Annotated in this window: 16 protein-coding genes; 5 read left to right on the forward strand and 11 right to left on the reverse strand. The window is 43.8% G+C overall.

What is annotated here, in order from left to right; all coding sequences use genetic code 11:
• The first annotated feature begins 120 nt into the window (after positions 1-120).
• Positions 121-951, forward strand: coding sequence for a UDP-2,3-diacylglucosamine diphosphatase (locus ACSLP7_RS00560; protein WP_435577501.1), 831 nt, complete (start codon positions 121-123; stop codon positions 949-951).
• Here ACSLP7_RS00560 and ACSLP7_RS00565 read toward each other — a convergent pair.
• Entirely contained in the window at positions 941-3,850 is a 2,910-nt protein-coding gene (locus ACSLP7_RS00565; protein ID WP_435577502.1) for an FAD-binding and (Fe-S)-binding domain-containing protein, read from the reverse strand. The genes ACSLP7_RS00560 and ACSLP7_RS00565 overlap by 11 nt on opposite strands.
• Before the next feature lie 116 nt (positions 3,851-3,966).
• Between ACSLP7_RS00565 and ACSLP7_RS00570 the strand changes: the two genes are divergently transcribed.
• Complete coding sequence (locus ACSLP7_RS00570) at positions 3,967-4,452, forward strand: hypothetical protein (RefSeq protein WP_435577503.1); 486 nt, start codon at positions 3,967-3,969, stop codon at positions 4,450-4,452.
• Here ACSLP7_RS00570 and bshA read toward each other — a convergent pair.
• The 9 genes from bshA to ACSLP7_RS00615 form a co-directional block, all read right to left on the reverse strand.
• The gene (bshA, locus tag ACSLP7_RS00575) at positions 4,449-5,582 is read right to left on the reverse strand and encodes an N-acetyl-alpha-D-glucosaminyl L-malate synthase BshA (protein ID WP_435577504.1); all 1,134 of its coding nucleotides are present in this window, start codon (positions 5,580-5,582) and stop codon (positions 4,449-4,451) included. The two genes, ACSLP7_RS00570 and bshA, sit on opposite strands and share 4 nt — an antisense overlap.
• Positions 5,583-5,669: 87 nt before the next feature.
• On the reverse strand, positions 5,670-8,591 hold the full coding sequence (locus ACSLP7_RS00580; RefSeq protein WP_435577505.1) for a glycoside hydrolase family 3 N-terminal domain-containing protein: 2,922 nt from the start codon (positions 8,589-8,591) through the stop codon (positions 5,670-5,672).
• 20 nt (positions 8,592-8,611) lie between these two features.
• A complete protein-coding gene (locus ACSLP7_RS00585) occupies positions 8,612-9,097 on the reverse strand; it encodes an ABC transporter ATPase (protein WP_435577506.1) in 486 nt (161 codons plus the stop codon).
• Position 9,098: 1 nt separating this feature from the next.
• Positions 9,099-9,890: a (Fe-S)-binding protein gene (locus tag ACSLP7_RS00590; protein ID WP_435577507.1), complete on the reverse strand. Its 792-nt coding sequence runs from the start codon at positions 9,888-9,890 to the stop codon at positions 9,099-9,101.
• 2 nt (positions 9,891-9,892) lie between these two features.
• Positions 9,893-10,327, reverse strand: a complete 435-nt coding sequence (locus ACSLP7_RS00595; RefSeq protein WP_435577508.1) for an LNS2 domain-containing protein — start codon at positions 10,325-10,327, stop codon at positions 9,893-9,895.
• Positions 10,305-10,640, reverse strand: coding sequence for a hypothetical protein (locus tag ACSLP7_RS00600; protein ID WP_435577509.1), 336 nt, complete (start codon positions 10,638-10,640; stop codon positions 10,305-10,307). Before ACSLP7_RS00600 ends, ACSLP7_RS00595 begins: the two co-directional genes overlap by 23 nt.
• Positions 10,633-11,958, reverse strand: a complete 1,326-nt coding sequence (locus tag ACSLP7_RS00605; protein ID WP_291184999.1) for a (Fe-S)-binding protein — start codon at positions 11,956-11,958, stop codon at positions 10,633-10,635. The genes ACSLP7_RS00600 and ACSLP7_RS00605 overlap by 8 nt, the downstream gene beginning before the upstream one ends.
• A 3-nt stretch (positions 11,959-11,961) precedes the next feature.
• Positions 11,962-12,918 (reverse strand): MlaD family protein, encoded by a 957-nt coding sequence (locus ACSLP7_RS00610; RefSeq protein WP_435577510.1) that lies wholly within the window; start codon positions 12,916-12,918, stop codon positions 11,962-11,964.
• 56 nt (positions 12,919-12,974) lie between these two features.
• Positions 12,975-14,084, reverse strand: a complete 1,110-nt coding sequence (locus tag ACSLP7_RS00615) for an N-acetylmuramoyl-L-alanine amidase family protein (RefSeq protein ID WP_435577511.1) — start codon at positions 14,082-14,084, stop codon at positions 12,975-12,977.
• A 147-nt stretch (positions 14,085-14,231) separates the two neighbouring features.
• On the opposite strand from ACSLP7_RS00615, the gene ACSLP7_RS00620 reads away from it, so the two are divergent.
• Complete coding sequence (locus tag ACSLP7_RS00620) at positions 14,232-17,015, forward strand: putative LPS assembly protein LptD (RefSeq protein ID WP_435577512.1); 2,784 nt, start codon at positions 14,232-14,234, stop codon at positions 17,013-17,015.
• 11 nt (positions 17,016-17,026) lie between these two features.
• The gene (locus tag ACSLP7_RS00625) at positions 17,027-17,410 is read left to right on the forward strand and encodes a Rid family detoxifying hydrolase (protein WP_435577513.1); all 384 of its coding nucleotides are present in this window, start codon (positions 17,027-17,029) and stop codon (positions 17,408-17,410) included.
• On the opposite strand, the gene ACSLP7_RS00630 is transcribed toward ACSLP7_RS00625, so the two are convergent.
• Positions 17,407-21,849 (reverse strand): translocation/assembly module TamB domain-containing protein, encoded by a 4,443-nt coding sequence (locus ACSLP7_RS00630; protein WP_435577514.1) that lies wholly within the window; start codon positions 21,847-21,849, stop codon positions 17,407-17,409. The genes ACSLP7_RS00625 and ACSLP7_RS00630 overlap by 4 nt on opposite strands.
• Positions 21,850-21,886: 37 nt before the next feature.
• Here ACSLP7_RS00630 and tsaD point away from each other — a divergent pair, with 37 nt between their 5' ends.
• Positions 21,887-22,924, forward strand: a complete 1,038-nt coding sequence (tsaD, locus tag ACSLP7_RS00635; protein ID WP_435577515.1) for a tRNA (adenosine(37)-N6)-threonylcarbamoyltransferase complex transferase subunit TsaD — start codon at positions 21,887-21,889, stop codon at positions 22,922-22,924.
• Positions 22,925-22,930 lie beyond the last annotated feature (6 nt).

Below are 22,930 nucleotides of genomic sequence, written 5' to 3' on the forward strand. Positions count from 1 at the left end.
CGCTTAATATTCAGGAAACAAAGCCCAAAAAGCGGTAACAGTTTTGCAACCTACTCGTAATAAATCACTAACCACTTCTTTTAAAAAAATTGCGCCCTTTGTAATACTAAATCTACAGTATTGAAACGGAAGGTAAAAGTGGTGGTAATTTCTGATGTCCATTTGGGAACTTATGGATGTCATGCCCGTGAACTGCTGTATTATTTAAACTCAGTACAGCCCAAAGTATTAATCCTTAATGGGGACATTATAGACATTTGGCAGTTTAGAAAACGCTACTTTCCCAAATCTCATATGCTGGTGATCAAGAAGATCCTCGCCCTTGCTGCAAAAGGAACCAAAGTGTATTATCTCACTGGCAATCACGATGAAAAGCTCAGAAAGTTTAGTGATACACGTATGGGTAACTTGCACATAATGGATAAACTGGTGTTGAAATTGGATGATAAAAAAGCATGGTTCTTCCATGGTGATGTATTTGACGCTTCCATAAAACACGCTAAATGGCTTGCTAAACTTGGGGGTTGGGGGTACGACTTCTTGATTTTAATGAATCGAGCTTTAAACTGGTTTTTAAACTTGATCGGTCGGGATAAGTACTCGCTTTCCAAGCGAATCAAGAACAGTGTCAAATCCGCAGTAAAGTTCATTAGTAATTTTGAGGAAACCGCCGCTGAGCTCGCTATTGAGAATGAATATGACTTTGTTGTATGCGGGCATATTCATCAGCCAGCGATCAGAAAAGTAAAGAATAAAAAAGGCCGAACCTTGTATTTAAACAGTGGCGACTGGGTGGAGAACCTCACTGCATTGGAGTACAACAACCAGACCTGGAAGCTATTCTCCTATAAAACCAGAGAGCGCGTTATGAAATTGGATCAGACAGAAATGGTTGATTCTGAGGTTATGCCAGAAATGATCTCTGCATTCTTAGGAATCACTAAGTCTTAAGTGCCTTTTTAAGTATAGTTATCGGATGCTGTGCCATCTTTTTGGCGCCATCGTGAATTTGATGTCTGCAACTAGTTCCATTTGCAGCAATTAAGGTATCTGAAGTAGCATTGATCACCGCTGGAAACAAGGTTTGCTGCCCGATTTTCATGCTGATCTCATAGTGCTCCTTCTCATACCCAAAGCTGCCCGCCATTCCGCAGCAACCAGAAGGAATGATTGTGGGTTTGTAATTCTGAGGGAGATTCAGCATATCAAAGGTGCATTTTTGATCGCTCAAAGCCTTTTGGTAGCAATGGTTGTGGATCTTAACGCGAGCCTCATCTTGAGTAAATTGCGCCGAGGAAATATAGCCCGCAGCAGCCTCTTGAGCTATAAATTCTTCGATAAGCAATGCCTTCTGCGCCAACTTCTCCGCCGTCGCTTTATCCGAGCTCATATATCGGTATTCGTCTCTAAAGCCCAATATGGCAGAGGGCTCTATTCCTACTAATAGGTCATTTGCTCCTAATTGAGTAGCAAGTTTAGCCACGTTTTTATCGATAAGCTCAGAAGCCTCCTCGAAATAACCTTTGGACAGCAGCGCTCGAGCACTGTTGTATCCGCGAATTGGCTCTACGGTATACCCCAGACCAGTAAGCAGATCATAGGCATCTTGGGCGACCTCTTTATCAAAGTGCTCACAGAACTCATCCACAAACAAGAATACGCGAGTTAAAGAGTCATTCTTAGTTTTGACGACCGCATTGAATTTAAATTTATGTGTGCTGAGCTTAGGGAGTTTTCGTCTCAGATCTATGCCGTAAAAGAATTTGAGGGGCCTGATGATCGCTCCACGGATGACCAAAAGATTACTAAGTTTTGGATACCTGGCCATAACTGCCATCTTTTTGTCGCTTTTTGCAAAAAAGCGATCACGGCGCTTCTCCCCTTTTTCTTTGCGCTGTTGGTATTGGATCTCCGCCTTGAACTTGGCCACATTGACATTGCTCGGACATTCACTACTACAGGCCTTGCAGCTGATACAAAGATCCATCACTTTGTGAAGCTCAGGCTTGGTAAATGGGTTTTCGTTGGAGGTGTTGGTCAGTAATTCTCTCAATACATTTGCGCGAGCCCTAGTGGTATCTTTTTCATCACGAGTTGCGTGATAACTCGGGCACAGGGTTCCGTTGCCCGGCAGTTTTCTGCAATCTCCAGAGCCGTTGCATTGCTCCGCAGCACGCAGCAAGCCTTGACTTTCACTAAAGTCTAAAAAGGTTGCTACTTCTGGCTCTTTACGATCGGGTACATATCTAAGTCGCTGTTCAATAGCCCAGGCATCCACAATCTTTCCACGATTGAAAATACCTTTAGGATCAAAGGCTTCTTTAACGGACTTAATGTAGGCGTAGACCTCGTCTCCAAGCATCTCCGGCAGTAACGACCCACGGACAATTCCATCACCGTGTTCTCCAGACAAGGAGCCGCGGTATTTTTTCACCAGAGCTGCAACTGCAGCTGTAATGTCTTTAAATTTCTGTACATCCTTAGATTGCTTGAGGTTAAGAATCGGTCTTAAGTGAAGCTCTCCTGCTCCGGCATGGGCATAATAGACCACTTCTTGATCAAACTCACGCATGAGCTGAGTAAAATCAGAGATATACTCAGAAAGGTCTTCCACAGCAACCGCAGTATCTTCAATACACGCCACAGCCTTAGCATCGCCGATCATATTCCCTAAGAGCCCAAGCCCTGCTTTACGAAGCTCCATAGCCTGATCGATCTGAGACCCTTCTAATACGGGCAGTGCATAAGCATTTCCAGACGCTTCTATGGATTTGATAAGTTCCTGAAGTGAATGCTCTAAAGACTCCGGCGATTGTTCGCAAACTTCCAACAACAAAACGGCCTGAGGGTCTTTTTCTATAAATGCGCGGTACGGACTATACTTGGCGTTATTCACGGTACAATCCAGGATCTTCTTATCCATTAGCTCGCAACTGTACAAGTTGTGTTGCATCAGCGGTGCCACGTCTTTTAAACAAGCTTCAACGCTTGCGTACTGCGGAGCGATCATAGCCCGGTGTTTGGGCGGAAGTTCATCCAGAGCCAAAGTGATCTTAGTCACCAAACCTAAGGTCCCCTCACTGCCGGCAATAAGTTTTGCCAAATTAAAAGGGGTGTCACCTCCAAAGGGTTCCATTTCTAAAAGTGCATCTAAGGCGTAGCCGGTATTTCGGCGATGTATTTCTTTCTTAGGGAAGACCTTATGGATCTTTTGCTGAGCGTCTTCAGATTCGAGTAATTCCTTGAGCTGCCTGTAAATTTTACCCAGCGCCGTTCCCAAAGCTGCTATTTGGTTAAAGGATTCTATAGATTCCTCCTTAAGACTGACTTTACTGCCATCGTAAAGAATCATTTCTAACGCTAGCAGTTTGTCACGAGTTACACCATAGCGGATAGAGGTTGTTCCAGAAGAGTTATTACCCACCATGCCTCCGAGCATACAGCGGTTTGAGGTTGAGGTATTGGGTCCGAAGAGCAAACCATGAGCTGCCAGCTGCTCGTTAAGCGCGTCTCTAATGACCCCTGGAGCAACGGTAACTTGTTTGTTGGCGATATCTATATCATGGACCTGGGTAAAGTGTTTTGAAAAGTCTAAGACGATACCGTCTGTTACACATTGACCAGCTAGAGAGGTTCCAGCAGTTCTGGCCGTCAAGCTAATGCTGTGAGTATTTGCAAACTCAACAAGAGCCTTAAGGTCTCCTTCAGTCCTTGGATAAGCAACTGCTGTTGGCAAAGCTCTATAAACCGAGGCGTCTGTAGCATAGAGTTGCTTGTGAAAATCATCCCAGTGGAGTTCACCCTTAATTTTGCGTCTTAAACTGACTAAAGACCTATCGAGTTTGGACATGGAATAAAGGTAAGAACTTAAAGGTCCTTTTTCCAAGATAACGCCCTCCGGTTTTGAATTAAAATAATTTCTCTGTCGTATCTTCGTTTAAGTAGTAATTCTTAAACAGACTTAACATGAGAACCTCCTTATTTTGTTTACTATGCCTGATCAGTATCGGTTTTAGCGCGTCTGCCCAGCAGATTTCAAAGAATGCTTTGGGTATTCGCGTTGGAGAAGATGACGGTTTTGGCGCTGAGATCAGTTATCAACGTGCCTTGCAGGAAGACACGCGATTGGAATTCAACTTAGGCGTACGCAGTGGTAATAATTACGACGGATTTAAACTGGCCGGATTGCATCAATGGTTGTTTCCATTAGATGGTAACTTCAATTGGTATGTAGGTGCTGGAGGTGGTGTTGGTGTTTATAGCATTGACGTTGACATTCCAGGAATGGATGATACCGATTCCTTTGCTTTCTTAGCAGGAAATGCAGGTATTGAATACAATTTTGATATTCCAATTCTCATCTCATTAGATGTGAGACCAGAGGTTGGATTCGGGGATTTCAATGACGATTTTGACTTTGACCTCGGATTGGGTATCCGCTATCAATTCTAAAGAGTAGCCGTATCTAGAACGCTTTGATATAGTGCCTCATATTGGGGCACTATTTTTTTAATGTCAAACAACTTAGCGTGTTCTCGGGACTGTGCTTTAAAGCGTGCCAAAGTAGCATCGTCTTGTAATATACTCAAGGCTTTTGATGCCATATCTTCAATAGCGCCTACCTCACTTAAATAACCAGAAACTCCGGGTTCATTTACCTCTGGCAATCCGCCGGTATTACTAGAGATCACTGGCACTCCCGCAGACATAGCCTCAAGGGCAGCCAAACCAAAACTCTCTTTTTCAGAAGGCAGTAAGAACAGATCACTAAAACACAAGATCTTATCAATTTCATTGCTATTCCCAACAAAACGCACTTTGTCTGAAATACCAAGTTCTTTACAACGGTGTTCCGCATAGGCGCGCTCTGGCCCCTCGCCTACCATGATCAGCTTAGCTGGAATCTTTTGAGCAATCGCTTCAAAGACGTGAACTACATCTTGAATTCGTTTTACGGGTCTGAAATTACTGATGTGTGTAATAATACGCTCTTCTGTACTTGCCATCAACTCTCTTTGGCAATCGGTGAACTCTTGCGGTTTCGATGCCGCATCAATAAAGTTAGGAACCACTTCAATAGGTACTTTGATATCAAAAAGTCTCAAAGTGTCTTGCTTGAGACTCTCAGAAACTGAGGTCACCACATCACTCATATTAATGCTAAAGGTAACCGCCGGTTTAAACGAAGGGTGATTTCCTACCAACGTAATATCGGTTCCGTGGAGTGTAGTAACCATAGGCAGATCAATCCCTGCCTCTGCAAGCATCTTTTTAGCCATATATCCCGCATAAGCATGAGGAATGGCGTAATGCACATGCAAGAGTTCAATTCCATATTGTTTCACCGTCTCCACCAATTTGGAGGATAAGGCCAACTCATAAGGCTGATACAAGAAAAGCGGATATTTCTCAACATGGACCTCATGGAAGTGGATATTCTTAGCCAGAAAATCCAGGCGTACCGGTTGCTGATAAGTCACAAAGTGGATCTCATGTCCACGCTCGGCAAGAGCAATACCTAATTCTGTAGCGACAACACCACTACCTCCAAATGTAGGATAACATACAATAGCAATTTTCAAAGTGCTTCGTTTGATGATTCAGAAGTAAAAGTACAAGGAATGTTTGTACTCTAAGATGGCAATAAGGAATATTTAACAGCCCGCCACTTATTCACGAATTATCGCGTCGTAGATGGCCTGTTGGATTCGTGAACGCAAATCACTACTGATCAACATTCTGTTATCAGCTGTTGGATAAGTTCTGTTGGAAAGGAAGACATATACGATCTCTTCTTCTGGGTCTGCCCAGGTGAACGTTCCCGTAAAACCTGAATGCCCAAAACTGGTCATGGATACACAACCGCAGGTTGGTCCCACATCGCCCAATTGTGGCTTGTCAAAACCAACACCACGACGGACGTCATCTTCACAGAAATAACAAGTATTAAAGTCATCCAGAGTACTTTTTTTGAAAAACTGCTGTCCGCCATAATTACCGTTCCAGAGATACATTTGCATAATCTTGGCAACGTCATTAGCGTTCGCAAAAAGTCCAGCATGACCACTTACCCCTCCCAACATGGCTGCACCTTGATCGTGTACATAACCTTTTACGGCTTGCATGCGGAAGTAGTAATCGTCTTCCGTAGGTGGAATACGCTTTTCAGAATAACGTCCCAAAGGCTTATATCCGGTTAAGTTTGCACCCAAAGGCCCATAAAGATCTCGTTGTACAAGATCTTCTAGAGGGTTGCCGTAAAATTCCTCCAAATACTTTCTTAGGATATAAAAAGGCAAGTCACTGTACTTATACCCCTTTCTACTGCGTAGCTCACTCTCTTTGATGGCTTCATAGATAGAATCCCTATAGTCTTCCCGCATATAAAGCTCGTTGGCTACTTTGACGCTAAACGTATCGTTTGGAGTGGCGCGATAATACAGTTCTGACGGGCCATCCATTACCGTGTCTAAGGTTTGGGTATAAAAAGGTATCCAAGCACGCAAGCGCCCAGTATGGGTCAACATCTTTTTCAAAGTAATGGTGGCCTTGTTAGATCGACTCCAATCGGGCAGCATTTCTTGAATTTCGGTTTCCATCCCCAAAACCCCTCGATCATAAAGCTGCATGACCATAGGCAGAGTTGCCAAGATCTTGGTCAAAGAGGCCAGATCGTAGATATCGTCGGACTTGACACGTCGTTTTTTATCAGGAGTGTGATAACCAAAGGACTGCTGATACACCACTTTCCCTTTACGTGCAACGAGAACTTGAGCCCCAGGCATCATACCGGCCCAAACCCCGTTTCTGGTCAAGGTATCAATTTTTTTTAGCAGCTCTGGATCCAAACCCACAGAACCCGCCGCTCCGTATTGTAATCTTCCGATGGCTTCCGTATCTACTCCAGTATCAACTGGGTAATCTGCACCTATACCTACCGGGAGGCGTCCTTGTGCAGCACGAGCACCGAATATGGCCTGTGCGGCCAGTTGCTGGGCTACTTCACTATTTTGATAAGAGACCATAACCGTCTCAAAGTTGGTCAATGTCTCCAAATCCAAAAGTGCATAAGGGCTGGTGAATACATTGAGTATTACCTTATTCTGACGAGCGATCTCATACAACCAAACAGCTTCCTTATCAGCCATTTTATAAGACTTCCAAGGATTATCATTGCTTTTGTGGAATCCGATGATCACACGGTCGTACTTTTTCAAACGCGTCAAGAGTTGTTCCAGCGAATTTGCCTTAACCCAATCCACCGCTGTGTATTTTTTGAGCTGCTCATAAAAGGCCGAGCCTGAAGCATCTCCGAAGTTCACATAAGCTATACGCTGATCCTTCAACTCCTTGATGGGAACCAAAGCGGAGTCATTTTTAACAACAGTTAAGGCACGTTCAAGCAAGAGTTCGTTCAAAGCTTCGTCCTCTGGTGCATTGAGGTCCTTAAATAAATTTTCTTCATTAACCGGTTGATAATTATTCAGACCGACCCAATATTTGGCCTTCAAGATCTTTTTAACGGAAAGCGCCAAACGTTCTTCCGAAATGTCTCCAGCGCGATACGCCGCTATAATACGAGCGTGGGCCTTTGGAACATCTTCTGAAATAAGTAGTATGTCATTCCCCGCCATAAAGGCTGCCAAATCAATCTCACCCGGATCACTGAAATTGGAGGCGCCTTTCATATTCAAGGCATCCGTAAAGATCAATCCATTAAAACCGAGTTCTCCTTTGAGTAGATTGGTGACTATATTGGTAGATATGGAAGAAGGATAGCCATCCTTGGTCTCCAAGGCTGGAACATTGAGGTGCGCTACCATAACACTGGCAATTCCCTCACGGATCAATCGCTTATAAGGACTGAGTTCTAAACTGTCTAGCCGCGCCTTATCAAAACCTATGGTCGGTAAGGTCTCATGAGAGTCTACATCTGTATCTCCATGCCCGGGAAAGTGCTTGGCGTTGGCCAAAACCCCGGCATCTTGCATGCCCTGGAAGAAGGCGCTGGCCTTGTTAGTCACATTGGTAGCAGATTCCCCAAAGGAACGGTTGCCAATGATCGGATTCTTTGGATTGGTGTTGATATCTACAACAGGAGCAAAATTGATATGAACCCCCAAACGTCTAGAATGCTCACCTATTCTACGTCCCGCCTCACGAATAAGGGAATCGTTTTGAACGGCTCCCATGGTCATATTCCAAGGATAGGCATAGGTACTGTCCAATCGCATGGCCAGTCCCCATTCCGCATCCATACCTACTAGTAGTGGTACTTTGGAGAGTTCTTGAAATTCGTTGTTGAGTTTGGCTTGTCGGTACGGGCCTCCTTTAGAAAAGATTACGCCACCTAAGTGATAGTTGCGAATCAGATCTTTGACCTTGTCTGTTTTACTTTTGGGATCTTGAGAGAACACATCCACCATAAAGAGCTGCCCTACCTTTTCTTGAAGCGACATGCTGTTGTATATGGAATCCACCCAAGCAATTTGAGCCAATTGGTCTCCGGAGGTTTGTAAGAGCGGATCGATCTGCTGCGCATTAGTCACGCTTGCTATCAACCCCAATATGACGACAAGAACTTTCTTCATAAAGTAACGCAGATCAAAAACTATGCTAAGAATCTGGCGTGCCAGCTGTCTTTTGCTGGAACTTCCCAATATTCTTCAAATTCTCCTTTAGTATTGACCAAATTATTGAATACAATGGTATTCTTTGAAACTGATTTATTCTTAGCCATTTTCTTAAAATCGGATAAGGACTTGTGGGCAATGTGTGGCCCGTTATAATAAGTGACGTTGAGTTTATCTAGCAAACTCAAGCCCATTTGTTGTTCTAAACCTTGAATGAAATGTACGGAAGCATCGATACTACAACCAGAGGCTGCCGCTTGAGATTCATCTAAAGCAATAACGATGAATCTTTGGTATCGCATTTGGAAAGCTGCTTTTAAATTGGCACCATGAGCAGTCCACTGGGTCAAAAACTCTTCCAATTTCGGTAAGATCGTGCCGATCTCATCTTCAGACATTTTACGATCCGCTTGATAGATCCAGATACGCGCCCCATCCGGCAGTGAATCAAAAGGTACTAGCATCTTATAAATCTTGGGCGTTAGCGATCATCTCTGCCACATCCATTACTTGAACGCTGTCTTCCTTTTCTGCATTCTTAACTCCATCTGTCATCATGGTGTTACAGAAAGGACAACCTGCTGCTATAATTTCTGGCTTGGTCTCCAAGGCCTCCTCAGTGCGTTCAATATTGATGTCTTTGGAGCCCGGTTCTGGCTCTTTGAACATCTGCCCTCCTCCAGCTCCACAACACAAACCACGACTCTTACAGCGCTTCATTTCCACGAGCTCTACTTCTAGTTTTTTCAGGAGATCACGTGGCGCCTCGTAAATCGCATTAGCGCGACCCAAGTAACAAGGGTCGTGAAAAGTAATCTTCTTTCCCTTATAAGTTCCTCCATTAACCGTCAAGCGACCTTCGTTGAGCAAGGACTTTAAAAACTGGGTGTGGTGCATCACCTCATAGTTTCCTCCTAACCCAGGATACTCATTTTTTATAGTATTAAAGCAGTGCGGGCAGGCGGTGACGACCTTCTTAATTTCATAAGCGTTCATAACTTCAATATTGGTCATGGCTTGCATCTGAAACAAGAATTCATTTCCTGCACGTTTAGCAGGATCTCCTGTGCAACTTTCTTCTGTTCCTAAAACGGCAAAATCAACTCCGGCATTGTTCAAGAGCTTTACAAAGGCCTTGGTGATCTTTTTAGCGCGATCATCAAAGCTACCTGCACAGCCTACCCAAAACAGCACCTCAGGCGTTTTACCTTCGGCCATCATTTGGGCCATAGTTGGAACTTTTAAGGTTTCGCTCATAATTATTCTTTAAATACCTGAATGGTTACGTCTTTTTCTACTAGATCGGTGAATTTCCCTTTATAGCGGGTAGCTTTTACCAAGTGATTGTCAATCCAGTGGTAATTTCCTCCTCTAGGTTTGCCCATCAATAGGCTGTGGAACTTAAAGCCGTGTTTGTTGAGCCAACGCTCCGTGACTTCCCGATGCTCCTCAGTTCTGGAAGTGAAAAAACAAATGATATGACCTTGATCGTACCATTTATTCAGTGTTTCTAAGGCATCCGGGAATGGCTCACAGGTTTCCATACGTTCGGGCTCCTCATTGGGAACATCCTCGGTGATGGTTCCATCTATATCGATCAAATAGTTTTTAATTCCTTCTGGCAGGATCGGGCTTACATGTTCTCCTGCATCTACTTTTTGTTGAAGTAATTTATCTACGTCTTCCTTCTTCATTGTTTAGTTTTGTGAAATCCTTTTTAGCTATCCGGATAAACAAGGCCAAACGGCGCTCGCCTTCCTCTATTCTGTTTTCTGGCGCATAACGTTGGTCATAGGTCATGCTCCAAGCTTGTTTTTTAATGACGTCTACCTGCTGCTCGTTGCAATAATCGCAAAATACTTTAGTAACGTCTATTTTTTGCGGATGACTGCCTTTGTAATTGATCACTGTGTACACTTTGATCTGTAGGGAATCCTTGCGGTAACTTTGGGAATAGGCCAAAGCCCCAATACAGACAAAAAGTAGTGTGAGCAACCATTTATTCATTCACCCAGTTTAGTCGGTCCATTTGGTTATACGGCCATGGAGCACCGTTGTTTTCAATATTGGTCATGGCTCCGTTGAGCTCATTGCTCGCTGCGGATTGTTCCATAACCAAATATTGACGCATGTCCATAATGATCGACAGTGGGTCAATACTCACCGGACATGCCTCTACACAGGCATTACAGGTAGTACAGGCCCAAATCTCCTCATGCGTAATATAATCTCCAAGAAGTTGTTTGCCATCTTCCTGGAACGAACCGTTCTTATCAATATTCTTCCCTACCTCTTGCAAACGATCACGAGTATCCATCATGATCTTACGAGGTGATAATTTTTTTCCCGTTTGATTAGCCGGACACTCACTGGTACAACGACCACACTCCGTACAAGTGTATGCGTTGAGCAATTGTGTACGTGAAAGATCCATCACATCGCTGGCTCCAAATTTAGCAGGTGTCTCCTCCTCGGCTCCAGGATCTGGTGCAGCAAAAGGATCTGCGTTGGGATCCATCATAAGTTTCACCTCATTGGTGACGGCCTCTAAATTGGCAAATTGCCCTTTGGGAGTTACTTTTCCGTAGAAGGTATTCGGGAAAGCCAATAAAATGTGTAGGTGCTTAGAGAAGTACAGATAATTTAAGAATATCAGAATCCCGATGATGTGCAACCACCAAGCTGTGCGCTCTAACAAGATCAGACTGGATTCACTCATGCCCTCAAAAAGCGGAGCAATAAAACTACTTACCGGATAGCTTCCTGCTGCTGTATAATGCGCAGCACCTAGTTGTTGTAAGTTCAGGTCCGCAGCATTCATGGTCAAAAACAAAACCATTAGCACTACCTCAAAATATAAGATGATGTTGGCATCATTCTTTGGCCAGCCCTTCATCTCTGGGCTCATAAAGCGTTTGATGCGCTGAACATTTCTGCGGATCCAAAAAACGATCACTCCAACCAATACCAACAAGGCAAGGATTTCAAAGGTTCCAATCAAAAAGTCGTATAAACCGCCTAGAAAGGCAAAGATTCGGTGGGTTCCGAAAATTCCGTCAATGATGATCTCCAAGACTTCAATATTGATCACCACAAATCCTATATAAACCACAAAGTGCAACAAACCTGCGACAGGTCTTACCACCATTTTAGATTGCCCCATGGCAATTCGGGCCATATTCCCCCAACGCTCTTTATTGTGATCTCCGTAGTCAACTTCTCGCCCCAATTTAATGTTGCGAATAACTTTACGAATGTTCAGCGTAAAATAGCCAATGCCCAAAACAAGGGCAATCACAAAGAGAATGTTAGGTAGGTATTCCATAAGTTAGTTGTCGTCTGGCTCCTCCTCCGCAGGTTCGTACTGTTTCGCACGCTTTCCAAACAAAGAGAAGTGCACATAGCGCTTCGGATTGAGTTTCATATCCTCCAGCAATTGCTCCAGTTGCCCGGAAGCTCCTGCCAGATTGTTGTATAGTTCGTCGTCTTTTAAGAGTTTACCCATGCTACCCTCACCATTTTCAATGGCAGCCATAATACCGTTTACGTCATTGATGGTCTCTTCTAGGGTTAGCACCATGCGGTTGATCTCCAACTTGGCCAGAGAATCAGAAAGAACAGCCACATTGGCTGCTGTTTTGTCTAAGTTCGTAAAGGTGCGATCCAATTTGGCGCGATTTTCCTTGATCATGCCGTTGAGTTCCGCAGAAGCGCTCTGGAAAGAACTCGCAGTGGCATTGAGTTTTTGTAGCGTCTCTTGCAAAGCGCGTTGACCATTGGCATCCAATACATTGTTGAGTCCAACGAGAATGGTATCCAATTGCTCCAAACTGAAATTCACTTTTTGCTCGATTGGCAAAAGTCTATCGGAAACCGCGTCCATCATGCCTTGTTCCAACTCGCCGTCCAACATATCACCACTTTTGGCCAATGGTGCATCAGAAAAATCAGGAATGATCGCTAAGGAACGTCCACCGATCAGTCCGCCGCTAAAAATCTTCGCCACACTCTTATTAGAAAACTCAAAATCTGTAGCTACAGAGAATTTGACCAACAACTCTCCCTGCTCGCCTTGAAGTTGAATATCCAGCACTTTTCCAACATCCAAACCATTGATAGATACTGGCGCAGAAACGGCCAAACCTCCTACATGCGGATAGGTAGCATAAAAGATACGTTCATTCTCTAGTAGATTCGAGCCTTTAAGGTAGTTAAACCCAAAGAATGCCAATAGCAAAAATACTACGGCAAGTATACCTGTTTTTAGTTCTCTGGAAAGTTTCAAAAAGTGCGTTTTTTGGGTTTAAACAAAGGTAGAAATAAATTCAAAACCGCTAGGGGCTAATTGGATTTAATAATCGTGGAGAGTTTTTGCTTTTTCCCATCCTTAAACGCTACGATGTAGCATGAAGCATAGCCCTTCTCTTGGGCAAAGGCTTTCATGAGCAGAATCTTGTTGTAATCCGAGGTTTCTCCGTAGTAATATTTGTACAAATTCCCTTCTTTACTGCGACTCAATTCGCGTAAGCCTTTAAAGTTATACGGCTGTAATTCAAGTTCTTTGCTACTGGCCGCCAACTGTACCTTAAAGGTCACACCATCATAGATGTTTTCTTCCGTGGTCGCAATGGCGGTTTCGATTTCTTTTTCAGTGATCTCTGGATCTTGACTGTCCTGTGTAGCGAGTAGAATACTCTTCTTGTAAGACATGATAGCTTCGCTAATGGACTTGGCCATTTCTGTCTTTCCTTTATTGGAGTTCAAATAAGCTCCCTCTTGTTTGTTGGTAATGAAACCTGTTTCAATCAACACACTGGGCATATAGCTTTGGTGTAGAACGATGAAACCAGCTTGTTTTACACTGCGGTCTTTACGGCCTAATTGGTTCACTAAATTGTTTTGAACCAAACTAGCCAGCATGATGCTTTGATCCAAATACTCTTCCTGCATTAAGGTCAGACCAATAAAGGATTCCGGTGAGTTTGGATCGTATCCGGCGTAATTCTCTTCATAGTCTTCTTCTAAAAAGATCACTTCATTCTCCTTTTTGGCAACTTCGAGGTTTTGCTTATTAGCATGTAATCCTAAAACAAATGTCTCGGCACCGTGCGCCTGTGAAGTATGCGCGTTGCAGTGAATGGATACAAACAAATCAGCATCTGCTCTGTTGGCTATAGCTCCACGCTCATAGAGATTGACAAAAACATCCGTATCTCTGGTGTAAATCACCTTTACTTTGGGCTGTTTCTCTAAGTGAGCTCCAATCTTTAAGGTAATTGCAAGGGCAATATCGCTTTCTTTAAGTCCATTGTAGTATTTCCCACTGTCTTTACCGCCGTGACCTGCATCCAAAACCACCACAAATTCATCAGACCATACCGGATTCTCAAAAGATTGCAATCCCAGGGCGCTGATAAAGAGTATTACAAATGTTAAAACTATTCTACGCAAATCGTTAATCTTTCTGTTAATAACGCAGCTTTTCACGTAAAGTTGCGTCTGTTTTTTATAGGTTCGAAGCGGCTAAAGAACCACCGCCTCCTTACAGGTTTGAATTTAGGGCATTTTTAAAAGGCTGCCTAAAAAATTAATGTAATTTTGAGACGTCAAAAATTGAGCCACATTTTTAAAAATAATACTGCATTACCCCTTTTCACCAAGCGACTGCTTTTGGTGATCGGTCTGTTGTTGGTGATCCTCGCCCCAACAGATGCTGCGGCTCAAGACCTTCCTGATTCTACTTCTGTAGTCATTCCAAGAGCCAGTAGAGATACCGCGAGGGTCGCTATGGACAGCTTGTTCACCCAACCGGTCAATATAGCACAACGCGACAGCATAAGCGGAGACAGCTTGGTTCCCGATCAAGAAGTCATCACCGATGTGGTCGATTACTTTGGAAAGGATTACGTTTTTATCAACCGTCGGGAAAACAAAGTTTACCTCTACAATGAAGCCTTTGTGACCTATCAGGACATGAAGATCGAGGCCGGAATCATTGTCCTGGATTACAATAAGAATGAAGTAACCGCCAAGGGTATTGTTGATACAGCAGGCACGTATACGCAAATGCCTGTCTTTACTCAAGGACAGAGCGAGGTGGAACCGGATTCCATCATCTTTAATTTTGACACCCAAAAAGCGCTTATATACAACTCCAGAACCGTTCAAAATGGTTTTCGAGTTCGCGGGGAAGTTGCCAAGAAAGTAAATGACTCCGTGGTATATATGAGCAATGTACGCTTTACCACTTCTGAGAATGTTGACGACCCGGAATACTATTTCTATGCGCGCAAAGTAAAATTCGTACCAAAGAAGAAGATCGTTACTGGCTTGACCAATATGTACATCGCAGATGTGCCGACGCCTATTGGCTTGCCTTTTGCCTTCTTTCCACTGACTGAGGACCGAAAATCCGGTTTTATCCTACCACTGATTGGTGAGGATAATGATCGAGGGTTTTTCTTTCAGAACTTCGGATATTATATTCCCATTGCCGATTATGCAGATCTCACCGTAATGGGAGACTATTTTACCAACGGTAGTTATGGGGTCCGGGTAGAAAGCGCCTACCGAGTGCGTTATAAATTCAATGGTAACTTGAGTTTCCGATTTGAGAATAACCTGACCAGTGAACGTGGATTTCCGGACTTTGCGCAGCAAACCATTTACAACCTGCGTTGGAACCACTCTCAGGATACTAAGGCCAATCCGAACTCCCGTTTTTCTGCTTCGGTGAACTTAGGTAGTTCGCAGTTCTACCGACAATCGGTAAACCAGAACAACACGGCCAACTTTTTGAACAACAACCTGTCGTCATCGGTTTCTTATACGAAGGTTTTTCAAGGGAATCCGCAGATCAATTTAGCCTTAACGGCGACGCATACACAAAACTCCCAGAGTGAGCAGATCTCCATGACCCTGCCCACCTTTACAGGGAACGTTTCCCGTATATTCCCCTTTGCTCCTAAGTCAGGGAGTAAAAAGGGAATCATTCAAAACATTAACCTGCAGTATGATGTGCAGGCGATTAATCAGTATAATACCACGGACAGTTTGTTCTTTAGACCGGAGATGTTTAGAGATGCGCGTTTAGGTGCTCGACACACCATACCGATCACCACAAACTTTAAGGTTCTGAATTACCTCAGCGCCTCAGTAAGCGCTAATTATCAAGAAACCTGGGTGTTCAAGACTTTTGAACAAAGCTTTGATCCAGAGCTTAATGAAGGCGCGGGGGGCGTCGCCGTTGATACGGTTCGCGGCTTTGACTCTTACCGTACTTATAACTTCTCTGCAAGTTTAGGAACAACCATCTACGGTAATTTCCCCATGGGGCTTAAAAAAGACTCAACAACAAGGAAAATACAAGCCATTAGGCATGTTTTGAGGCCTTCCATTAGTTTCAGCAACACTCCGAGTTTTGAGCAATTCTATGACGAATACACTGCCCAAGTGGCTGGAACTCCAGATATGGAAGAAGTGATTCAGTATTCTCGATTTGAAAACACTTTGTACGGAGCTCCAAGTCTCAATGCGGCCAGTAACATAGGTCTGACCGTAAGTAATACTATTGAGGCCAAGGTCAGGGATAAAGACTCTACGGCCACAGAACCTAAAAAGATCACCTTACTGAATAACCTTTCATTCAGCACCAACTATAATTTATTGGCGGATTCGTTGAACTTAGCCCCAATCAGTTTTAGGGGAAGCTTACCCGTACTGCCAAAATTAGACCTCAACTTTGGAGGAAGTTTGGACCCTTATGCGCTAAACAATAACAACCAGCGTATTGATATGCTCAATATCAATAATGGCGGGAGTTTGTTTAGACTCACGGACTTTAATATGAGTATGAATTACGCCTTTAACAGTAAGGATTTCTTTACTGGAGGTGCAACGGATGAGGATCGACTGGACAATGAAACCTTTAGAAATGGTGGGCGTCCGGATGACCTTTTTGGTAATTCCAACGACTTTGGAAATAATGCGCGCAATCGCAATCAGGATGAAGATAAAGGAGATCCAACAGAGTTTCAACGATACCGCTACAGTTTCCCTTGGGACTTGCGTTTGGCTTATACCATTACCTATTCCAATAGGCAGCGGGAGAATACTATTTCTTCCCACTCCTTGATGTTTAGTGGTAATGTGGAACTCTCACCTCGATGGTCCGTCGGAGCCTCGTCAGGATATGATTTTACCAATAAGGGATTCACTTTTACGCAGTTCCGCTTCAATCGAGATTTGGAGAGTTGGAATATGAACTTTACCTGGGTACCTTTTAGCAACAGAAGTTCCTGGTATTTCTATATCGGAATCTCTGCGGATGTGCTCAGCGACATCAAATACGACAAACAACGCCGACCTGATCAGCGCTTATAATTTGCAACACTATGGCTAAAAAAATCATCAACACTCCAAATGCTCCGGCTCCTATTGGCCCCTATTCTCAAGCGGTTATTTACGGAGATCTTTTATACACCAGCGGTCAAATTGCGATAAATTCAGTCACCGGTGAAATGGTCATGGATAGCATCGAGAAGGAAACTCGCCAGGTCATGGAAAATCTAAAGGCGGTACTCGCTGCTGCGGATATGAACTTTGACAATGTGATCAAAACCACCATTTTCTTGAACGATATGGAGCAATTTGCTGCAGTAAATGCAGTTTATGGCGAATATTTTGACCCGCAGAACGCACCAGCACGTGAGACGGTACAAGTGGCGAACTTGCCTAAGTACGTCAACGTTGAGATCGGGATGATTGCTGGGCGCTAGTTATTGTTCTTCTTTGCTCCGAAGTTTACTGGACCTAAATCTGGGTCTGAATCGTCTGGTACGATATTGAGAGGTGCCTCCCCTTCTACAGCGATGTCTTTATTAAAGATCTTCTTAACCAATTCTCTAAAGGTGTCAAAGTCTACAGTATAAGAGATTCCTGCACCTTGCTCAAAGTTGAGCTGCTCTCCAATGAATTGGATCTGCGCCTGACGGTTAAAGAAGTTCATCCGCAGCGATCCATCCTCATTGATCAACCATTGAATCTCCACATCTCCTGCAACCTGAGTATCGTTAACACCTCCAACAGGAATACCCACTTCCCCATTAATGATGATACGGTCTGTGATATTGGCCGATATAGAGGTTCTAAAACGATCTCCAGTGTCTAAGTCAGGGCGTCTATCTCCAACATCATAGGCTACCTCAATGTTCAGTTTGGAATCTTTATCATTTAAAAGATCATTCAAAACTGATCCCACAGCTTGAGATACCACGCTTCCCACAGGATTATCAAAACCACCTGCGGTATCTTGGAACTGATCAATGGCTAATAAGAAAATAGCCTGTTGTTCCCGTTGTTCTTTGGAGCGGAGCTTATCTGCAAGTTCATCTGCCACTACGTTGTTGGCTCTTGGGAATTCCACAAAGAAATCCAGCTCTGGCTTTAAGATTTCCCCGCTCAGTGCTACAACCGCGTCTACATTGATCTTTCTGTTAGCGCCCGGATTGTCTAGCAGCACTGAAGGATTTGCTGTGGTTTTATAGCGCGCTTTAATATTGAGGTTGGCACGTGTGGGATCTCCATTCCAGGAAATAAGGCCATCATCATCCACATCAATGGTTTTGGAGATGATGTTTTGATACTTGAAATCGTACTTCCCTTCTATCACGCGGAATTCACCCCACATATTGAATTTTCCTAACGTATTGAGCTCTACCAAGATCAATCCCGCTCCACGACCTCGAAGTCTGGAGCCGCTCTTTTGGTCAATCACTACTTCCACCAAGGCATTGGAATTGATATCCAAGTCAAAATTCATTTCCAAGCCCGTTATCTTTTCCTGCTCTATGATCTCTCCTCTTAGACGAGCCGCCTTCTCTTCTGGCGATAAGAAGCGGATGTAGCCTTCTTCACCCAGAGCTTCCACGTCACTCAGAGGAATATTAAATACAGTATTGGGTTCCGTAGTAGCCAAAACGTCTATGGTCAAGGCATCTGTAGGCCCGTAGATATCCGTTTCTCCGCTGACAAAGGCTGTTCCGTAGTAAAGCGCATCCTCTTCAAATGGAGTGTCTAAAACAAGCAGATTATCTGTGATGACCTTGAGGTTAAGGTTCCAGGTTTGGAAGTTTTGGTGTGAAACATAGCCCGACAATATACCTCCTGAGTCGTATTTAGTATCGGTAAACGGAATATTCCCCAGATCCCATCGGCTGCCATTTATAAAGAGCTCTGAGGCGTCTGCAAAGGCGTAATCTACATTCAACACCGGAATGGTCAAGCCAGAAGCATCTAAGGTGATCTTACCATTGACATCGGGTTTTTTATAACTACCACTCACTTGAGCATTTCCGCTGGCAAAACCGCGAATGTCTGTTATGACATCTGTTCCAAACGGAGTTAAGGCGCTTAGATTCAATCGATCCAAATTCACATCCAGATCAATTTGAGGCTCTTTGGGTCTCAGGTCAATACTTCCTACTGCGGATATGGCCTTGAAATTACCACTGGTCAAAGCTATATTGACATCGTACTGGGAAAGATCTTGGTTTCCGGAGACTTTGAGCAGCAGATCACCGTAATACACCTCATTGATGTTTACATCTGAGATCTGCACGTTGGAGTCCGGATAATACAGACCCTCTCTTTGTAAAAAGTTTAAACGGCCATTGACAATACCGTGCAGGTCTAAATTCTCTACCACAGGCGTTATATTGCCAATATCAACATCCGTAAAGTTCAGCTCGAAGTCCTTGTAATCACTGCCGCGTAAAAAGCCAGCCATCTCAATGTATTCATTGTCGTGATTCATCACTAAGGAATCAATATTTACATCTCTAAAGTTGTTGTCAAAGACGATCTTATTACGTCTGTTGTTGTTGCGATTTATGTACCAGACATTCTCCTTAAACTCAACGGTAGAGCGCTTAATACCAACTACAGACTTTCCGTCTGGATTGATAGTGTGATATAAGGAAAGGTTGTATTTGTCTTTGTTGTCAAAGCCTCCCGTGAACTCCGAACGAATAAATAGGGTGTCCTTAAGGGTGAAATTGATCAGCTCCATGTCCTTAAGGTCATAAAAGCCCATATCCACAGAATCTACTTGAATATAGGTGTTAAACAGCGGATTGTCATTATCAACCCGCAGATTTACCTTTCCGAGGTAATTGCCATATACCCCTATCTCTGGTGAATTGAAGTTGAGTTTGAACTCAGACTCATCAGACGAAACAGAACCCGTCACTTTAGAATTTTCTCCCAATTTTATCTCTGGCACAAAAACATCCACAATTTTACTGAAGACTTCAAATTCATAGTCTAAGTACTGATTGGTGGTTACCTCTATAGGCTGATAGTTCGCATAGATACTCCCGACCCCATTTCTAAACAAATACGGCAGGTCCATGATATTGAACTTCCCGATCAAACGGCCGTTGATCACATCAGGAGAAACCACTTTGATCTCGCGCTCTTCTCCTACATTTCCTGCTTGGACGATCAGGTCGTCAAAATAATAGTAATCCTCCAAGTTCTGATAAATGGTCTCTTTAAACTCGATCATTCCCACGGCGTCATCCACATTGGTCCCTGTCATATCCATAAGGATCTCTCCAGAGAAAATACTGATGGAATCCCGCTTGATCAGGTTGAGTTTATTCAGATCCGCATATTCCACATCCGCAGTAAAATCATAACGGTTGATGGCGGCAGAAACATCGATCAAGCCTTCAAAATCCATCTGCAAGTTTGGATCGTTTATCGTAAAGGCTCCATTGAATTCTGGCTTTTGAAGGGTTCCAGAGACCGAAACGCCTCGGTAGGGATAATCCATGATCTCCAAAACATTGAGACGGCCTGAGATACTGGATTTTACCGTTTCCACATTAAATCCTTGGCCATCAAAATCTAAGGAGCCGTCAACACTGCCAATACTTGAGGTCCCAACAAAGGTGCCCAAATTGAATTGGTCCATCCGCAGAAAACCTTTATAAGTGGCATTCTCAATCTCATTGATCTGCCCCATTTCAAAAACGGTTTGCAGATCACCTAAGCCAGTAGCGATATAAACATCAGAGTCCAGCGTAGTGCCTGTAACTGTGGAGCTTCCGTTGACATCAAAAACTCCCAAACTCTGCAGTTCTTGAGGAAGATCGGCAAAAGTGTTGGGTAGTAAACGTTTGAGGTCTGTATAACTAGTAGAAATACGATGATTCTTAGAGTCAATGCTAAATCCTTTCTCCGTGCTGAGTAAATTCACGCCGTGATAACGACCTCTCAAACGCGTTGAACGAAAACGGGTGTTGTTGGTAATGAAGACAAAATCGTTGAGTACCCCTTCAAATTCCCCAGAAACAATCAAAGTTTCATTGCGCCCAAATTCATCGTAAAAGGCGCGGAGATCGTTGGTGCTTAAAGCGGAAGGCTCAAAGTTTGCTGTGATCTTTACTTTGTTGATGAAATCACCCAGCTTGTCCGGATAGTCCAACATAACCGAAGCTGAGATATTAGAATAACCCGTCTGCAAAAGCAGGTCTTTAATCTCCATATGTTCTGGCCCATAGGTGTAATGTCCACTCATATGGTTCACACAAACTCCGTTGCGTTCGTTGAAATAAATATGTTCTACCCAAAGGCTTACAATATCGTCGTTGATCTTTAAGTCTTTAGCGTTTAGAATGAAATCGCGAAAATCAAACATCAAGACCAATTCTTGATTTTCATCACGAATACGAATATGGGTCTCTTCCATATTGACCTCACTGGCCAAGAGCACAAAGGGCTCTCCACTGGGCGGATTGTCGCTTTCGAATTTTTCTATAAAGACCGTGAGGTTATCATCTTCTTCTCCCTCATAAGTAGTGAGGTAAAAGTTCAGGCCTGCAAAGTCCACATGACCCAAATCTGGATTGCCTTCATACAGACTTTTAAAACTCAAGATAGATGCTGAGAGCTTCTCCGTAAAGATCAAGGTGTCCTCGTGATGGTCTTTGATCATCAATTCTTTGAGCACCACATCACCGTTCCAGCCCAGTCCTACCCGCTCTATACTGATGTTAGTATTGAAGTCTTCATTGATGGATTTGGTGAGTTTTTGAGCGATTGCGGTCTGAACAGGCGGCAAGGAGATCAAGATGATCAAAGACACCAAAAACAACAGCAGGATCAATAAGATCCGCAGGAAACGTTTTCGGTATTTTTTCAGAGCGCTCAAAGTCGTAATTTTGTAATCAATAAACGTACCACGTATTATGGCAAAGCCTACTTATATCTTGGGAATAGAGTCCTCTTGCGATGACACCAGTGCTGCTGTCATTGCAAACGGGAAAATGCTTTCGAATGTTGTTGCTACCCAGAAAATTCACGAGCAGTATGGCGGGGTGGTTCCCGAGCTTGCCTCGAGAGCGCATCAGCAAAATATAGTTCCGGTGGTACATCAGGCCTTGGTTCAAGCAAATATCGAAAAAAAAGACCTAAGCGCCATAGCTTTTACCAGCGGACCTGGACTGATGGGATCCTTGCTTGTCGGCACCTCATTTGCCAAGTCTCTGGCCATGGGATTGAACATCCCGCTCATTGACGTACATCACATGCGCGCACACATTTTAGCCCACTTCATTGATGTTGAAGGGCAAAAGCCTCCAGAGTTTCCTTTTATCGCTTTGACCATAAGCGGAGGACACACGCAGCTGGTGTTAGTTCACGATTACTTTGATATGGAACTATTGGGAGAAACTATAGATGATGCCGTTGGCGAATGTTTTGATAAGTCTGGGAAGATCTTAGGCCTGCCTTATCCCGGAGGCCCGCTATTTGACAAACTGGCTCAGCAAGGGAATCCCAAGGCTTTTCCCTTTCCAAAACCCAAGGTTGGACCTTATGAATTTAGCTTTAGTGGCCTAAAGACAGCCGTCTTATATTTTGTACAGAAGAATACCGCGCAAAACCCTAATTTTATTGAGGAGAACATTAAAGATATCTGCGCGAGTGTCCAATTCACTATTGTGGATTATATCATGGATAAAATCAAAAACGCCGTGCGAGACACGGGTGTGAATCGAGTGGCTATTGGCGGAGGAGTTTCTGCAAACAGCAGTATTCGTCAGGCTATGGTTGATGCCAAGACGGACTTGGGCTGGGACACTTTTATCCCTCCCTTTCAGTTTTGTACGGACAATGCGGGTATGATTGCCATGGTGGGTCAACTCAAATACGAACGCGAGAACTTTGCCGGGTACGAACTGCACGCCAAAGCACGAATGCCTTTTACCCGTCCTGCTGAAATTTAAGTCTTT

The sequence above is a fragment of the Gilvibacter sp. genome, from assembly GCF_965601605.1.
Taxonomy (GTDB): Bacteria; Bacteroidota; Bacteroidia; order Flavobacteriales; family Flavobacteriaceae; genus Gilvibacter.

What these genes read in the sequence shown, in the direction of transcription:
- ACSLP7_RS00625 (WP_435577513.1), top strand. Translation starts at nt 17,027, where the DNA reads ATGGCTAAAAAAATCATCAACACTCCAAATGCTCCGGCTCCTATTGGC.
- ACSLP7_RS00570 (WP_435577503.1), top strand. Translation starts at nt 3,967, where the DNA reads ATGAGAACCTCCTTATTTTGTTTACTATGCCTGATCAGTATCGGTTTT.
- tsaD (WP_435577515.1), top strand. Translation starts at nt 21,887, where the DNA reads ATGGCAAAGCCTACTTATATCTTGGGAATAGAGTCCTCTTGCGATGAC.
- ACSLP7_RS00595 (WP_435577508.1), bottom strand. Translation starts at nt 10,327, where the DNA reads ATGAAGAAGGAAGACGTAGATAAATTACTTCAACAAAAAGTAGATGCA.
- ACSLP7_RS00585 (WP_435577506.1), bottom strand. Translation starts at nt 9,097, where the DNA reads ATGCTAGTACCTTTTGATTCACTGCCGGATGGGGCGCGTATCTGGATC.
- ACSLP7_RS00590 (WP_435577507.1), bottom strand. Translation starts at nt 9,890, where the DNA reads ATGAGCGAAACCTTAAAAGTTCCAACTATGGCCCAAATGATGGCCGAA.
- ACSLP7_RS00600 (WP_435577509.1), bottom strand. Translation starts at nt 10,640, where the DNA reads ATGAATAAATGGTTGCTCACACTACTTTTTGTCTGTATTGGGGCTTTG.
- ACSLP7_RS00580 (WP_435577505.1), bottom strand. Translation starts at nt 8,591, where the DNA reads ATGAAGAAAGTTCTTGTCGTCATATTGGGGTTGATAGCAAGCGTGACT.
- ACSLP7_RS00605 (WP_291184999.1), bottom strand. Translation starts at nt 11,958, where the DNA reads ATGGAATACCTACCTAACATTCTCTTTGTGATTGCCCTTGTTTTGGGC.
- ACSLP7_RS00565 (WP_435577502.1), bottom strand. Translation starts at nt 3,850, where the DNA reads ATGTCCAAACTCGATAGGTCTTTAGTCAGTTTAAGACGCAAAATTAAG.